This window comes from Paenibacillus tyrphae (assembly GCF_027925525.1).
In the GTDB taxonomy this organism is placed as follows: Bacteria; Bacillota; Bacilli; order Paenibacillales; family NBRC-103111; genus Paenibacillus_G; species Paenibacillus_G tyrfis_B.
Genome location: NZ_BSDJ01000032.1, coordinates 80,067 through 96,729, shown reverse-complemented (window position 1 = coordinate 96,729; position 16,663 = coordinate 80,067). Strand labels below are relative to the sequence as shown.

The following is a 16,663-nucleotide window of genomic DNA, read 5'->3' as shown; positions in this document are numbered from 1 at the left end:
CGTTCCGGATACTTTGATGGCCGTATCCTTTTTGACGTTCGTGCCCGCGTTGTTAAATGCGAGCTTGTTCGTCCAATTCGTAAACGTATCGGAAGATCCCAAAGTCCCGTTCACCGACTCGAATCCGCCGTTCGCGAGCAAATTGACCGTTCCGGTACCGCCGTCGGCCGCTGTCGTCACATTCGGCTTCGCGCCATTCATGGACAACGTTTTGTTGCCCGCTCCGTCGACCGCGACGACGCCGACGTACACGTTCTCTCCGGCATCCCAAGCGAAGGTCGCCGTCTGTACGCCGCGCGCGATGGGGGTCTGGCCGTATACGGTATCCGCAACCGTAGGAGCGGAGCCGGTCTTGGCAATAATCTCGTAATGATCCACATCTGAGGAAGCCGAATCCGTCCATGTAATCGTCACGCTGCTTTTGCCGTTGCCGTTCACGCCGTCATCCGCCGAAGTCGGCTCGTTGACGGCAAAAGCATCCGGGGCGGTCGTATCCGACTCGCTGACGGTCAGAGTCAGTTGGACCTTCGGCGCGTAGCCCGAAACGGTGCCTTCGAAGAGATAGGTGCCGCTGACGCTGGTATCGGCGGCCGCCGGGTTCCATACGACATTGACAAGCTTCGTGCTACCGTCGCTCATTTTCGCCTGAACTTGGGCCGGCAAGCTGTACGCTGCGCCTCGGGCAGCCGCGGCCGCGATCGGATCGATGCTCTGAATTTCGATGAAGGCGATAGCCAAATTATTTTTTACCGCGCCGTTGACTTTAGAGGCGTCTCCACCGGTAAATGCCGTGTTTGCAAACGTAAACGACAGGTTGTTGATGCTATCCGCGGCCCGGTGGGCGGACACCTTGCCGTTCACTTGAACCGTGAGCTGCGAGGCGCTTGTGCGGACAGCCGAAACGGCAAGTCCCGCCGGCAGCGATGCGATCTGCAGCTTGCCGGCAGCAATGAACTCTTCTCCCGCCGCGCCTGTAAACGTATCGTTGGCCAGCGTGACGATGAGAGGGGCGCTATTGTCGATGCTGCCGTCGTCGGCAGCCGCTTCCTTAAATGCGCTCACAGAATAAGACAATTGAGCTTGCTGCGGCGCACCTCCGTCGACGAACTCCAGGGACGCATACGTGTCGGCGAATCCTTTTTGACTCATATAAGCGTTATTCGTAATGATTCCGGCAATCCGAATCTTCTTACCTGCTGCCTGCGCCCGGCTGAACACGCCGTCGCGGTCGGCCTTCTTAAACTTTACGATGATCGTGTTCGCTTTGTCCGTACCCGGCGCATCTGCCAGCAAAATGCCATATCCCGGGAAGCTCGGGTTCGCATCGGCGTCGACGATGTATCCTTCGACCGTCGCACTCGAACCGGTAGCCAGCGCCAATGCCGCCGAAACCGTAAGCGCCGCCGGCACATCGCGGACCGTCAAGGTCAGCGCCGCTTTGCCCGCATAGCCGGAGACGGCGCCTTCGAACAGGAACGTTCCCGGCACCGACGTGTCTGCTGCGGCCGGAGTCCAAGTCACGTTCACCTGCTGCGTCGTACCGTCGCTCATGTTCGCCGTCACCTGCGCCGGAAGCGTATAGGCCGCATTCTTGTCCACGGCCGCTTGAACCGGCGCAATGCTCTCAATCTGCAGCGGCTTCGTCTGCGCCTTCACCAGCAATTGGAACGTTTTCGTATCCGTGGCGTTTCCGCGGCTGATCGTGGCGGTCAGCTTGACAGAAGCGTCGTTCTCGCCCATCAAGGGACGCTTGACGGCGCCGCTCGCGGAAACAATCGCTTCGTTATCCGAGGTCCATGCGATGGAAGTCCCATTCAATCCGGTTCCCGGCAGTTTGAGCGCCGTCGTCACTTGATTCACGTCCGGATTTCCGTTTAAAATAACGGCATCCGTCAGCGCATTTTTCGCAGCGGCGACGGCCTGCGCGTCGGTCATCGCGCCCGCTTCCATCACGAGCACATAAGTGGCGCCGACCGCTTGTGAAGATAGGACCTCAAGCACCGTTCCTTCCGGTTGAGGCGGAATGGCGACGGCAAACTCTCCGGTGACCGCGTCGGCTTGGGCCGTACCCAGCGTCTGCGGCCCCGTTCTGACCGTCACCGCGGCTCCTGGTTCGACCGTACCTGTTACGGTGGCGTCCGCTGCCGTTACCGCGTTGACGGCAGGCTTCACCTGCGGCATTTTGACCGTCAGTGTGAATTCTTTAGCCGCTTGCGCGTCGCCCCGGCGAATCGTTGCGATCAGCACGACATTCACGTCTTTCGTCAGCTCGCTGCGCGTGACTTTGCCGGTGCCCGGGTCGATTACCCCGGCTTGGCCGGCGTCTTTCAGCGACCATACGACGGTCGTGCCCTCGGCTCCGTTTGCCGGAAGCGCCAAGGAGGAACCGTATCCGTTATAGGTCAGGGCCAAAGCCTCTTTCGCCTTGCCCACGGCTTCCGCATCCGTCATCGCGTCGGAGGACAGTGCCTTCACGGTCATGTTGAACGTCTTGGTCTGCTGCGCCGCGCCTTTGCGGACCGTCGCCGTCAACACGACTTGTCCGTCCGGCATGCCTGCGGCCGGGCGCGTCACTTTGCCCACAGCAGAGACGAGTGCGGCGTTGCTTGTTGCCCATGTCACCGTGCTTCCGTGAAGTCCTGCCGACGGTAGCGTCAAATCCGCCGTCACGGCGCTCGTATCGCCGAGCGTCAGCGCTTCGGCATCCCGTGCGGCCGCTTCGGCATCGCCGTTCGGAGCCGGGACGACGGTCGCGAGGAAGGACGTCTGTGCAGTGCCGCCTTTATTGTCGTAGACGCTCACTGTGACGGTCGCACTGCCGACGGAAATCGGGGCAACCGTAAGCTCGGAGCCGTTGACGGACGCGCTAACAACGGCTTCGGAGGAAGACGACGCTTTATACGTCAGCGCATCGCCATCCGGGTCCGTGAAGGTCGAAGCTACGGAGATTGTCCGGCTTCCGCCGGCAAGCGTCAGCGTAAAATCGTCCAGCGCCTTCGCAAGCACAGGCACGCGATTGCCCTGCGGCTCAAGCGGCTGCTTGGACAGCGAGGCTCTGGCCGATTCGTTGCCGCTCGTATCGAAGGCCGAAAGCTCGAAGAGGTACGGTTTGCCATACGTCAGCCCCGTTACGGTGTACGTCGTAGACGTTACGGAAGCGGTATGTATTTTGACCCCGTCCCGATAGATGTAATAGCCCTTCAAATCCGTTTCCGTATTGGCTTTCCAGCCCAGCTCCACCGCACCGATCCATGCCGTAGCGCGAAAATCGCTCGGCTTGGCCGGAGCCGTCCGGTCGGACGAATCCCCGGAGCCGGAGCCCGAATCCGAGCCGGACGAAGAACTGCCCGAACCGGAAGAGCCGGAACCCCCGCTTCCTCCGCCGTTGATCGTGCCGATATTGGAGCTGTTGATGGTTTTGCCCGCAACGACGACCGTTACGTCTTTGCCCAGCTCGAGATGCTTCGGCGCCTTATCGAACGAGGCTCCGTTCACGTTGACGACCGCGTTCTCGATCGAACCGCTGCCGTTAACGGCTACCGGGGCGTTAATCATCAGGCGCTTAACTATCGCCGTTCCGTCGATACGCACGGCGTCGCGTCCCGCTCCCGGCTCGACCGTCAACCGGTCGACAGTGCCGCCGCGAAGCTCCAGCTTCGTGTTGGGGCCGATGCTCAGTTCGCTTACTGCGCCCTCGTTCACGACAATCGTCGTAACGGCGCCGACGATACGAGTCGATACGCGTGTCGAGGAGCCTTTTTCCAATTCGACCGATACGCCGGCCGCAAGCACCTGCACGTCTCCGAATTGGCCCGCCAGCTTAATTGCCGAACCGGCCGGTGTCGGCGTATCCACGATCACTTGACCGAATGCTTTCCCCGCTGCTTTGCCCGTCCGGTCTTCCAGCTTGCCGCCGGATTTCAGGCGCACCTCGCCCATCTCAGTGCCGCCGCCCGCCACCAGCCGGACATTGCCGCCCTTCTTGTTCACGATGACCGTTCCCAAAGAAGAATCGTCGATGAGAACGCTGTTCGGACCGCCGCCCTTGACAAGCGTCGTCCCTTTTACGTTGACATGCTTGAGCGACACGTTTCCTTCGCCGACGCCTTGCGCCAGCACGAGGTCCCCGGCAATCGTCATGTTCTCCAGCTTCACGTCGGGTGAAGACACGATCACCGAGCCGTCCACCGCCTCACGATACGTCCCGGCCTGATCGTAGCGGACCAGCTTGTCCGAAATGTGCTTGGCGCGGTCCAGCGTGACGACGGCTTCCGCACGGGTGATCGGACGATCCGGCATATAGCTGCCGTCCGGATAGCCGTTCATGTACCCTTGAGAGACCACGGCTTCAATCGCCGCCTTGCTCCAAGACGGAATCGTCCCCGCGTCTTTAAACTTGTCGACGGCCGAATTTTGCGCCGAAGCTTTCGCTTGGAACAGACCTTGCAGCACGACAGCCGCTTCTTGGCGGGTAATCGGCACGTTCGGCCGCAAGGTGCCGTCCTCGTATCCGCTCACAACCCCTGCCGCACGGGCTTTGGTGAATTCGTCATAATGCCAGTCTCTCGCCTTCACGTCGTTGAAGTCGACGGACGCCTTATCCTTCAAGCGGAAAACGCGGTTGACCAGCGCCACAAACTCGGCGCGGGTGATGCTGGCGTCAGGACGAAACGTGCCGTCCGGATAGCCTTCGCTTAAATCGAGATCCTGCCAATTGGCAATTTCGGTCTTCGCCCAATGGCCAGCAGCATCCGCCGCCGCCCGTGCCGTCTCCGGACCAGACAGTCCCGCCGATACGGGAAAAGCAAGCGATGCGACCAATACCCACTTTGCTGCTTTTTTGAACAGCATAACCATCCTCCTGCTAACAAATTTGGATACTTTTATGACAAGGAATAGTCATACTGTCCTAGCTTAGCAAAGTTTTGTTAAGGGATTATATAGAGTTATATGAAGATTCTGTTAATCACAAGGTCTTGAGACTCATCCGTTCCACGCCCTGCCTAAGCTGCTCTTCAGACAAATGCGGAAAATTGAAATACGCTCCGTATTTTACTCCCGCTTCCGTCTCGACCCGCGCTTCCGACCAACGGACGCCACGGGTCTCGCAGGCGGCGCGGTAATCCAAGTATTCGCTTTCCGTCCCCAGCCACCAGCCGAAAATATGAAGTCCCGCGTCGCTTTCGACAAACCGGAACCGGGCCGACAATTCGCTCGTGAGCATTTGCATGAACAAGCCAAACTTGCGGCTGTAGATCCGCTTCATCCGCCGCAGATGACGCTCGTACTCCCCGGAAGCCATAAAAGCGGCCAGCGCTTTTTGCTCCAGCAGGTTGGCCGGGTGCGGCTCGTACAGCGCCTGGGCGCGGACGAACGGCTGCACGAGCGAAGGCGGCAGCACCGCATAGCCGATGCGGACGTCGGGAAGCAGCGTCTTGGTGAAGCTGCCGACGTAGACGACGCGCTCCTCGCGGTCGAGCGTCTTGAGCGGCTCCAGGCTTTTGCCGCGGTGGCGGAACTCGCTGTCGTAATCGTCTTCGACGATGACGGCTTCGCGCTCGTACGCCCACCGCAGCAGCGCCTGCCGCCGCTCCAAGCTCAGCACCGCCCCCGTCGGAAACTGGCGCGTCGGCGTCACGAACAGCGCCCGCGCCTCCCAGTCTGCGGGCACGATCCCCTGCGCATCGACCGCTGCGTCGATGCAGCGTCCCCCGGCGGCCCGGACGGCCCGGCGGATGCCCGCGTAGCCCGGCGTCTCGGCGACAGCCGGCTCGCCCGGTTCGACCAGCAGCTGCGCGAGCAGCGCAAGCGCCTGCATCGAGCCGGCCGTGACGGCGATATGCCCGGCCTCTACGGCGATGCCGCGGGCACGGCGCAGATAGCGGGCGATGCCTTCGCGCAGCGGCCCGTAGCCTTGCGGCGGGCAATCCCCGCGGCCCGCGCCGGTAGCGGTCAGCTCGCGCACCGCGGCGTACAGGCAGCGGTTCCACGCCTCGCGGGGAAAAGCGTCAAGGTCCGGCGCGAAGCAGTCGAAATCGACGGCCAGCCGCGGCACCATGCGGCCGCGGGGCGAGGCCGATTCGAGCCGCTCCCCCCATGCTGACAAGCGGTACGACGCTTCCGGACGGGCCGCCCCCGGGCCGCCCTGCTCCTCCTTGCGAAACGCGACGTAGGTGCCGCTTCCGGTCCGGCACTGCAAATAGCCCTCGGAGGCCAGCATCTCGTACACCTGATTGACCGTCCCGCGCGACAGCCCGTACAGCCCGGCCAGTTCCCGGGTCGACGGAAGCCGCAGCCCGTAGGCGAGAACCCCTCCGGTTACCCCGTCGTGCAGCGCATGGTAGAGCGCCAAAAGCTTCGTCGGATACTTCTCGAGATATGCGTGATAAGCGATATGGAAGTGCATTTCGGATATCATCCTTTCAAGCCGGAAGGTTCGTTTTCAATAAGTGGTCCAATAAAAAAAGTCTAGATTGACGGATTTCCATTGTCAATGTAACAAAAAAGAAACGGCCGGGCTCCTATGCCCGCCGTCTCTTTGTCGCGTCCACTCCCTGCTATGCAGTTGTCCCAATATGTAACCTGAATGAATCCTTCCAGCTGCGATCAGCTCAGAGTCAGCGTGCCATCCCAATCGGCAGGCGCTCCGTTCTGAAAGTAGTCGTCGCACAGATAAAAATACAGCCGGGCCGCTTGATCCCAGCGGTTTCGCCTGATGATCTGCAGGAAAGCCTCGCGGGCATCGTAAAATCGTCCGTTCTGATACCATTCGACGGCCGCTTCAAAGGCGGCCTGGGTCTCCTCCTTCAATTTCCGCACCTCGGCCCGGTCCCCTTCATAAACATCGTAGAGCCGGACCGCGCGATCCTCGCCGTACGGAAGCACCCGCCCGAGCGAGCGGATAGAAAATTCCGCGGGATTCGCAAGCTGCTTGTAAAATGCCTCCGTGATCAAGACGGATACCCCGAGCTTGTCGGTCAGAGCTTCGAGCTGCTCCGTCCGGTTCACATGCTCGGAAATAACTCCTCCCTCCATCCGCTTTTCCTCCCCGATGACCCCCAGCATAACCTGGCCGTGATGAATGGCGATTCCCATATCGATCGGCGCTTTACCGGCGCTTGTCCGCTCGTCGTTATATTGTTCGAGCGCCTTTCTCATCTCCGTCGCCGCCTTCAAGGCCCGATCGGCTTGCGACGGAAACAACGCCAGAAAGCCGGCACCCAAATATTTGCTGACGAAGCCCTCCTGATGGCGGATAACCGGACCGAATCTTTTTAAATAAGCATTAATCAGGTTGAAATTTTGCTCCGGCGTCAGATCGCGTGAAAACCGGTAAAAGTCCCGCATATTCGAAACCAGAATGCACATCTCCTGCTGCACCTGATCGCCCAGATGCACGTCCACAATGCTCTTTTTGCCGATAAATTTCAAAAACTGCTGCGGGACAAAGCGGTAGTAGGCCTCGCTGAAGCTGGTGATTTCACCGATGTAATTCCGGATATGGATCGCCATCATGTTGAAGCGGTCGCCCAAGTCCGCAAGCTCGTCCCGCGAACGGATATCGACGGTCGCCTCCCATTTCCCGCCCGCAATCTCGTTGACACTGGCACGCAATCGGCGGATCGAGATCGAGATCGACAAGGCGATCGCGCTGAATAAAAGCAAAATAACCAGCGTGATCAGCCCCATATTGCGGATGATGACCAGTTTTAAGTCCTGATTATGCTCCCTGAGGCCGTTCGCGTCCTTGCCCGTTTCATACACCCCGACCATTTTCCCGGAAGAGTTATAAACGGGACTGAGCGCATAAATCCAATACCCTCTGGAGTCGTCCGTCGAGCCGGTAACCGCCTTCCCCGTCTCAATGACCTGCCGGTAATCCGGCGTCAGCTCCATCGGCCGGAACATCGGCACGCTGCTGTCATCATCCATGACGATAAACAGCTCTCCATTCTCCAGCTTGTATAAAGTCGTATACTGCCCCTCGCGTTTGCCCCCCAAGGACCCGTACAGGGCCGATAAACTGCTGCGAATCGTGCGGTAATCGCCGTTCATATAATCCAACGGAGAGTTCAGCTTCTCCAATTCGTCGCCTTTGACGAAATAATTGCTTCCGGCGGCAACGAGCAGGAAGTTATTTTCCACCTCATGCTCCAGCTTCTCCGACACTCTCTGGTAAACCGCCTCCGACAGCCAGAGCATGGAAACGACGACAATCGGCACAAAGGCGATCAGGAACTTGAGCATCAGCGGCACCTTCCGGTCCAGCATATGAACGTAAACAAACCGGTGCAACCAAATGACCAGCGCCAGCTCCACCAGTGCAAGGAACCAGAATAAGTAGCCCAAGGCTGTGTCTTCCGCCGTATAGGCAAAGGATGAAAAAGACTGCGCGATCGACCCGTCCCGGTCCCTCTTCACGAACTGGTTCTCGGTCGCGGCAAAAATGCCGCCGTTAGGCGATGCATAGACGTGCAGCAGCGTTCCCAGCTTGCCATAACCGGCTTTTTCAAAAAGCTGCTGGTTCAGCAGCGATTCGACGATGTACGGCTCCTGTGGATCAAGCCGGCTAATATCGTTCAACTGCTCGTTGATAAACACAAGACGGTGCTGCGGATCGACCCGCAAGGACAAGGCAATATCGCGGGCCGTTCTGTCCATTCCCGGCAGCGGATACACCACGCGGGATTCGCCATTCGGAAGCACCTGGAATATCCGGTCTTTTTTCGTCGAGTAAAATCGGCCCTCCGGACTTACGCCCGCCGCATCGGCCGACAATTCGCCCGCCGGCAGCGTCGTACGGAATACTTCCTCGCCGGTGCCGCCGTTCAAAGGCAGCGCATGCAGAATGACAGAGTTATCATCCAAAATGTAGTAGTACAGCCGGTTATCCTGCACCGTCAACGACCGGATCTTCCCGACACGAAGCATCGGTTCGGAAAGGGTCTCGTAGCGATATTCGGCCAATGTGCGGACACTGCTTCCGTCCGCGCTTATTTTGACGATGTTTTCCCCGGTCACGTACAGGCCGTACGGATCGAGCCGCGTATTCAGCACATAGACATTGCCTTCGTCGTCGGCCGCCAAGCCGTTATATTGGTTCATTCCGCCCGATACGTTCTTGCTTACCGAGTGGGTGTACAAAATACTGCCGTCCTTGTCCGTTTTAATAATCGTGCGCTTGGATTTGCCGATAAAATACAAACGGTCTGCCGAATCCGCGGTCACCTTGAAGATGCCTTCGAACGCCAAGGAGCGGTCCCAAGGAAGCAGAGCGACGCCTTGCCCCGCCGTGCGGTACAGCCCCCAGCCCGTCAATACAATGGCTGCGGAAAGCAGTAAAAGAATGAATTTCTTGTTCATCCGCTATCGTTTCTCCTCTATTCGCCGAAGCCGTCGATCCGAATGGTCGCAGACGGCTCATGCCAAGTCACGCCAAGCCCCAGACCTTCGGCTACAAATCGCAGAGGAACCATCGTTCTTCCTTCGACGAGCCGGGGAGGGGAATCAAGCGTTACGGGCGTTCCGTTAAGATAAGCTTCCGGTCGGTCCACACGGCAGAACAGAACCGCTCCGGCTTTACTGATCGTGACCGTCTGGTCTTCGTCGTTCCAGACCACGAGCGCGCCGAACGCCTCGGACACGGGGCGGATATGGATATAAGCGGCCCCGCCGATCCGTACGGGCGGCATCTCGAATTTCAGGGACACGGTATCCGTCAATAGGTTTTCCACCGGCAGAGGGACGACTTGGCCGCCCGACGCCGTGCCGACCTGCCCCGCCAGCTGCTCCAGAGCCTTGTATTCATCCGCGGAATACAGGCTTTTCTCCAACGCTTTCAGCTTGCTGATCAGCTCCGAAGCGACCTTACCCGCCGCTTCTCCCGTGACCGACTCGGCGAGATTCAATTGAAGAAGCAGCTCCCGTTTCTTCGCGCCGGTCCACTGCTTCCGCAACGTCGCCGGCGTCGCTTCCAGCTCCTGCTTCGCTGTCCCGTTCTGGCCGCTCACGGCGGTTTCCAGCTTCGCTATCGCTTCTTCCAACGACTCCCGCTTCTCCGCCAGTCCGCTGTCGATCGCTTTCCGCTGCGCCTCTACGCCGGCCCACTGCGCCAGCAGCTTCGCTTCCGACGCGATATCTTTCGCAGCCGACGCCTCGGCCAGCTGCTTCGCCAGGTCAGCGGCCTGTTTGGTCAGCTCCGCTGTCAGCAGAGCTTTTAGCTCCCGCTTCTCCGCCTCCAGGGCCGCTTGATTGGCCGCAGCCTGCGCCTGCAGCTCCGCGGTCAGCTTCGCATTGCCGGACTTCGCGGCGGTACCGGCCAGCTGCTCCAGCTCCGCCTGCTTCGCCTTAAGCGCTTCAAGCGCGACGGCGGCGGCCGCAGCATCCTTAGGCTGCCCGAGGGGACCTGCGGCGGCCGCCGAAGCTTTCAGCTTCGCTTGCAGCTCCTCCGCAAGCTTCGTGTCTCCTGCCGCCCCCGCCTGCTTCAACTGCGCCTCCAGCTTCTTCCGCTCCTCGCCGAGCGTTTCCCCTAACGCGTTAGCTTTCGTCTGCAGGTCGGCCAACGCCTCCATAGGATCGCCCATTCGTCCAAGCAGCTTGCTCGCTTCCTCCTGCTTTCCGCCGGCCAGCGCCTCAAGAAAAGCTGCGCCCGCTTCAAGACGGTTCTGCTCCAGCGACTGCTGCGTCGCCGCATTCGGCTTGTTGTCCTGAACGGCAGTCTGGCTGTCCTTCTGCAGCTTGTCCGCCTCCTTCTTCAACTGTTCGATCTGCTTGGAGAGCTCGGCTGCCGTCAGCAGGCTGTGCATTTGGCCTTGACCGTCGATCCAAATCTCCAGCTTGAGCTGATCGATCAAGGCGGCCGGTACCGCCTTCTTCCCCTTCGGGTCGTCGATATCCCGGAATTCCGCGCTGCGGGACAAATCGAACCAAGCCCCGTCCGCAAACTCCGACTTGTAATATGTCCCCTGTCCGGACGCCTTCATCGTCGTCTTCGCGGCCGCGAAATTTTGCTTCGTCAGCGCATCCTTATGGATGAGATACGTTCCGACGATCAAATACCCCGGCTTGTCCGCCGCTTCCGGCGGCAGCTTGGCGTCTACCGGCAAAGCCCCTCCGATCAGCGCGACCGCAAGCGCGAACGCGGCGGCAAGCCATTTTGTGCCGTTTGGACCGCGCATGGCTACTCCCCTTTTCCTTTAAGCGTGACCGGCAGCGCCCCCGAAGAACCGTATCCGTCCGGAACGGCTTCCGCGATCACCTCGGCATCTTTGTAGAACTGCACCTTCAACTCGCTCATATCGGCAAAGACGACATTCAAATGCACCAGCTTTCCGTCCAAAGGAACTTTGCCGTCGATCGGACGACCGTCCTTCGTGAGCAGCGCAAAGGCCGTTGCGCCCAGCTCCTTCGGCACTTGGACGGTTAGCTCGCCGGTGACGCCTTCGACCGCGTCTTTCACGGTCCATTTTCCGCTAAAGGTGCGTCCTCCGCCCGGTTCGGACGGCTGCTCCTTGATCGGCTCCAGACCGTCGTCAATAGCCAGATAAGGAAGCGTTCCTGGCATCCAGGCCGAATCGAGCGCTCCTGCGGAGACGACGTTCAGCGCCGACAAGGCACTCTTGTAAGCGTAGTACCCGGCTATCGCCCCCTTTTGCGCTTCCTCCGAAGCCTCGCTCGCTTTCTCGAATTCGTCATCTTTAATCCAACCGACGGCGTGCTTTTTGCTTGCCGCTTCCAGCTCGGCTTTCCGCGTGTCAACCAGCTTTAACGCCTGCGCATAAGCTTCTTCCGCCGTCTTGGCGTCGAGGTACGACTTTTTCACTTTGTTGATCAGCTTTTTGCGGGTGTCCTGCTCCTTCAGCCGGGCTTTGTCCGCCTCCAGCATCGATACCGGAAGCAAATACGGCTCGTCGTCGAAGTAGCGAAGCCCGTCGTATTCCCCTTGCAGCACGACTTTCGGTATAGGCAATATGATCGGAACAATAGGAACCGGGATCAAGAAAATCCCCTCCCACTTCCGCTTGATCTCGCCGAGCAGACTGTCGTAGTTCGTCATGAACAGCTCGTAATCCATCGCCGGGGTGGAATACATGGCTTCAATCAGCCGCATGTCCTTCTCGCCAAATTTAGCGGAGTACAGCTTGCGGGTCAGATGGACCTTTTCCTCGGCCATTTTGCTTGTTTCCGTATCTTTATACAGCTCGAAATCATGCTTCTCCGCAAAAGCGACGAACTTCCACAGTTGCTCCTGCGTGAGCACGACGTAATCGGGCTTCGTCTCCGCCGTGAACGCCGATTCGGGATCGATGCCCAGCTTCTCCCCGAGCTGCAACTTGGCCGATTTGAGCGCCAGACGGGCGACCTTCAGCTCGGATTGTGCGCGATCCACGGCTTCCTTCTGCTTATCCGCCTCTTCTTGTCCGGCAGCTCCGAATTTCAGCTTCGTCTCCAGCGTGGTCAGCCGTTTCTGGGCCTGCGTCCATTTTTGCTCCAGCAGCGCTGAGTTATCCGCCGCCTGAAGCGTCGTGAAAACAAGCTTCTCCACCTCCGAGCGCAGCTGCAGCTCCTTGCTTGCCAGCTCCCGCTTGGCTTCGCCCAGCACCTTGCGCGCTTCCGGAACTTTAAGGCCAATGCCTAAATCTTGGGATAGGCTGTGCGGCTTCGCAAGCAGGCTGCTGTCCTTTTCGCGCTGATTCGTTACGGCGCCCTGCGCTTGCGCCAGCTCTATCGTCTTGGCTTGAACCTGAAGGCGGGATTGCGCAAGCTCCCCCGACTCCGCCGCCGCCAGCTTTAACGCTTCCTCCAACGTAACTCGCCGCTCTTCCGCCAGCGCGCCCAAAGGCATCAGGCCTTGTACGATCACCGCCGCTGCCACAAAAGCGACGGCTCCTTTTTGTAGCTTTCTCAAAGAATCCACTCCCGCCTATCCATATCGACACGATTCGCCATTCTTTTTTCCACTATGCTTCCATACTACCGTAAATTCCCAACCCGCCACATCCATTTTGTTCTAAAAATGTCGAACTTTCGTTGCCTGCTTCAGGCGAGTATAGTAGTATGAAAGTAACAAAGCAAAGCATGGAACTTACCAAAATAAAAAGAGGTGCGGCAAGATGGGACAACTTGTATGCGGAGGGGCGATGATCCGGTGCAGCTTCGGCAATGCGCCGGCTTCCCTTCAGGTATTGCCGGCAAACCGGGTCACAACCTCCATGCCGATTGCCAATATTATGGACAACAAGCCGATGGTCAACGTGCTGCCTTTCGGCATGTGCAGCTCCATGGCCAATCCGCAGGTCGCTGCGGCCACGGCGGCCAAATTCGGCGTCATGACCCCGATGCCCTGCGTGCCCGTAACCGCCGCGCCATGGGCGCCAGGCTCGCCGACCGTTCTTATCGGCAATATGCCTGCCCTGAACAACAGCTCGAAGCTCGTCTGTTCCTGGGGCGGGTTGATCGAGATCGCAGTTCCCGGCCAAGCGACCATTCAAGTGCCGTAGAAGGAGCGACAAGTAGTGATTGAACCGATGATTAAGCCGTTTATCGCGCCGCTGAAGCAAACGGCCGCTCTGCCGAAGCTGGCGGTCAAGAAGACGGCCGACGCCTGCAAAACGATTCTGACCGCCAAGGAAGTCACCAAGCAAAGCTACGTGCCGATCGGCAATTACTATGTGCAAAAGAAGCTGATCGTCATTGTGGCGCTGGTCCTGCTGGCGCTCGTGTATTTTATCTGGATCAAGCCCCCGGCCTTCGTGAGCCGTATGTTCGGATTCGTACCAACCTTTCATGAGCAGACCGGAACCCCTCTCACCTATACCGGCAAAGCCAAAGTTTTCGATCAGGCCGGCTGGTTCAAATACGAAGGGGAGTTGAAGGACGGCGTCTTTCAAGGCCCCGGGAAGCTGTACGATCCCAAGGGAAAGCTTAACCGGCAAGGAGAGTTCGACAAAGGGCAGCTTGCATCCGGCGAAGAGCTCGGTCCCGACGGCACGCTGCTGTACCGCGGAGGCTTTGCCGAAGGGCTGTACTCGGGCACAGGCACCCTGTTCCACCCGAACGGCAAAATCCGCTACCAGGGCGAGTTTCAAGCAGGCATCCCCGCAGGAAAAGGCAAGGCGTTCGACGAGAACGGCAAGGTCATGTACGAAGGAAGCTTCACCGGCGGACTCTACTCCGGAGACGGTACCGAATATTATTCCGGCGGCGCGGTGAAGTACCAGGGACAGTTTCTGGCGGGAAAATATAACGGCGCAGGCAAGCTGCTTGCCGAATCGGGCTCGGTACTGTACGAAGGCGGATTCACTAACGGATCGTACTCCGGCGAAGGCACGGAGTATTTCGGAACGGGATCGGCCAAGTATAAAGGGGCGTTTATGGCAGGCCGGTACAGCGGAACCGGACAGGCCTATTACGAAAACGGCAACCCGAAATACAGCGGGGACTTTGTCGCCGGCGTGTACAACGGGAACGGAGAGGCCTTCTCCGAAAACGGCCAGCCGCTTTATAAAGGAAGATTCGCCGGCGGGCTGTACGACGGATTGGGGCAGTTGCTCGGCAAGGACGGAAAGCCGACGTACCTTGGTTTCTTTCGACAGGGCGAGCCCGATTATACCGCTTTTTTGGGGATGACCGGGGCCAAAATCGAAGAGCTGCTGGGCAAAGCGCCGGAAACCACCGTCGTCAACACCCCCGACGGAACGCCGGAGCTGCTTATGAGCTACCGCAATTATCGGATGGCGTTTACCGTGAAATTATCGCAGTCCGACCCTCAAACCACCTATATTGCGGCTGTGAAGCTGACCGACCCGGATACGATCGAAACTTTGGCGGCGAGCTTTGAAGAGCGTTACCGCAAGCTCGTCAAGGACGATCCGAAGCAAACCTTGCTGGCAAAAACAAGCCTCAGCGTATCTCCGGACGAACGGAGAGATATTTATATCGCCGATTCGTATGTTTACCGTTTCCTTTACAGCCCCGCCTATACGCTGAAAGAACTGGAAGTATCCGGCGGTCAAAAAGCGGAGAAATCGAAGCACTAGCCTGGCTTTCTCCGCTTGGCTGCTTTTTTGGTTCAAAGTCGCCGTTCATGCCCACGTTCCTTCATTAGAATCGCATATCGTCCTCTTCTTCATCGTCAGCCAAGAAGCCCTCTTCCTCTTCCCCCATCGTGAATCCTTGTTTTTCATCGTCCATGAAAAAAGTCTGTTCGTCTTCCTCCATCAACAAAACTTCTTCCTTTCCCGCCGCAGCTCTCCGTTCGTCTTCGTCCTCCTTGTCCATTTCGTCCTCAAACTCGGACTCGTCCACATCCGATTCCGAGTCGGTATCGATGTTGTAAGAGAACTTGGGCACGTAATTCGGGTTTTCGTCCATCTTTTCTTTTTCCGACTTCGGAATACTGGCGTACGTTCTCGGGATGAGCCGGTTAATCATATCCGCATTCGCTTCGATATCGTATTCGTGAGTTGCCGCCTCGCTCAACCATCCCGGGCCGCTGCGCTCCGGAATGTGAGGACATTTGTCCATCCAGTCTTCGTTGCCGGCCTTGTACTCCCCATAGTTGGTCATCATGCAGACTAAGCAAGGGCGCTTTAAGCCCTTCACATGCCCCGCTCTAAACTTCTCGTCATCGTTCAAATATTTTTTGATCCGCCGCTCCGCATGGAGGTCCACTTTCTTCTTGCCCTGCTTCTCTGCTACCATCGCAACAATCGGTTTAGCGTCTAGGGCATCCGACAAATGAGCGTACTCCTCCGGCAGCTCATCCTGCAAAAAACGCGCTTTGATTTTTTCCAAATGCCGGACGACTCGTTCCTTTACTTCCGGGAGCATTTTGGGAAATTTTTTGGCTTCGGTTTTTTCGTATTCCTGCACAATTTTTCCCAACAATTCCTTCGTGCTTAGTCCGGTTTCATCCACCTTTTCTTTTTTGTTCTTCCTGACGAAATGTCGCTTATTGCGATTCTCGTTCGCTGCGAGATAAAACCGGTCATCGTCAAACAGTCCGGCTTGAACCTCTTGGGTCTTCCCTTTAAGCTTGAAGTAGAAGGCTGAGGAAATCCAGCGCAGTACTTGATCCGTTCGGTTGTTCTCATAGCTTTTCGGTGGAATCAAGGACTCCGTATTATTGTTGTATAAATCGTTGACGCTGACGTGCTCCTGATGCGAGCCCGCATTTTTCTCAGCCTTATCTGCAAACTTTACAGGGACCTTGTGAATTTCCCCTGCGGCCAAGCTTACATTCGAATTTTCCCATTTGGAGCCGGTTAGACCTTGATTTAATCTAGCTTTGACTCTCTTGAAAGAAGCCTTCTTCTGCTCCAAACGTCTTTTGGACGCTGCGGATTGCTGCTCCCTCCGTTCTTCTTCGCTCAGCTTCTTGGATTTGATCACTTTCTTTTTCTTTTTTTTCTGCTCCGAATCGTCTACGTCTTTTGATTTTTTCCTTTTCGTTGCTGGCCTACGCGTGTCAGACTCTTCGTCTTTCTTCCCCATAAGCTGCAAGACCGCTTGGTTCCCCAAGCTTCTCTGGAGCTGCATCATCGCTTGCAGGGGCGGAAGCAAAGACCCGTTTCCTGCTCGGGTCCTTACTTGACCGAATTCTGCCACAGGATCGGCCCTTCTATGCGTAATCGTCGGACGAATGGGCATTGGAGCCTCCTCG

The 16,663-nt window shown here is 58.0% G+C and carries 8 protein-coding genes; 2 read left to right on the top strand and 6 right to left on the bottom strand.

Annotated elements, in window-relative coordinates; all coding sequences use genetic code 11:
- From QMG93_RS28345 to QMG93_RS28325, 5 genes are all read right to left on the bottom strand, one after another.
- Positions 1-4,851: immunoglobulin-like domain-containing protein (locus QMG93_RS28345; RefSeq protein WP_281942554.1), on the bottom strand; the 4,851-nt coding region annotated here is incomplete at its 3' end.
- Between the two features lie 115 nt (positions 4,852-4,966).
- Positions 4,967-6,406 (bottom strand): PLP-dependent aminotransferase family protein, encoded by a 1,440-nt coding sequence (locus QMG93_RS28340; protein WP_281942552.1) that lies wholly within the window; start codon positions 6,404-6,406, stop codon positions 4,967-4,969.
- Between the two features lie 200 nt (positions 6,407-6,606).
- On the bottom strand, positions 6,607-9,363 hold the full coding sequence (locus tag QMG93_RS28335) for an adenylate/guanylate cyclase domain-containing protein (RefSeq protein WP_281942550.1): 2,757 nt from the start codon (positions 9,361-9,363) through the stop codon (positions 6,607-6,609).
- Between the two features lie 17 nt (positions 9,364-9,380).
- Entirely contained in the window at positions 9,381-11,177 is a 1,797-nt protein-coding gene (locus QMG93_RS28330) for a copper amine oxidase N-terminal domain-containing protein (protein WP_281942548.1), read from the bottom strand.
- Between the two features lie 2 nt (positions 11,178-11,179).
- Positions 11,180-12,907 (bottom strand): TolC family protein, encoded by a 1,728-nt coding sequence (locus QMG93_RS28325; protein ID WP_281942546.1) that lies wholly within the window; start codon positions 12,905-12,907, stop codon positions 11,180-11,182.
- Between the two features lie 205 nt (positions 12,908-13,112).
- Between QMG93_RS28325 and QMG93_RS28320 the strand changes: the two genes are divergently transcribed.
- The gene (locus QMG93_RS28320) at positions 13,113-13,499 is read left to right on the top strand and encodes a DUF4280 domain-containing protein (RefSeq protein WP_010500515.1); all 387 of its coding nucleotides are present in this window, start codon (positions 13,113-13,115) and stop codon (positions 13,497-13,499) included.
- Positions 13,500-13,514: 15 nt separating this feature from the next.
- The gene (locus QMG93_RS28315) at positions 13,515-15,038 is read left to right on the top strand and encodes an MORN repeat-containing protein (protein WP_281942543.1); all 1,524 of its coding nucleotides are present in this window, start codon (positions 13,515-13,517) and stop codon (positions 15,036-15,038) included.
- Positions 15,039-15,102: 64 nt separating this feature from the next.
- On the opposite strand, the gene QMG93_RS28310 is transcribed toward QMG93_RS28315, so the two are convergent.
- A complete protein-coding gene (locus QMG93_RS28310; protein WP_281942541.1) occupies positions 15,103-16,650 on the bottom strand; it encodes a hypothetical protein in 1,548 nt (515 codons plus the stop codon).
- Positions 16,651-16,663: the final 13 nt, after the last annotated feature.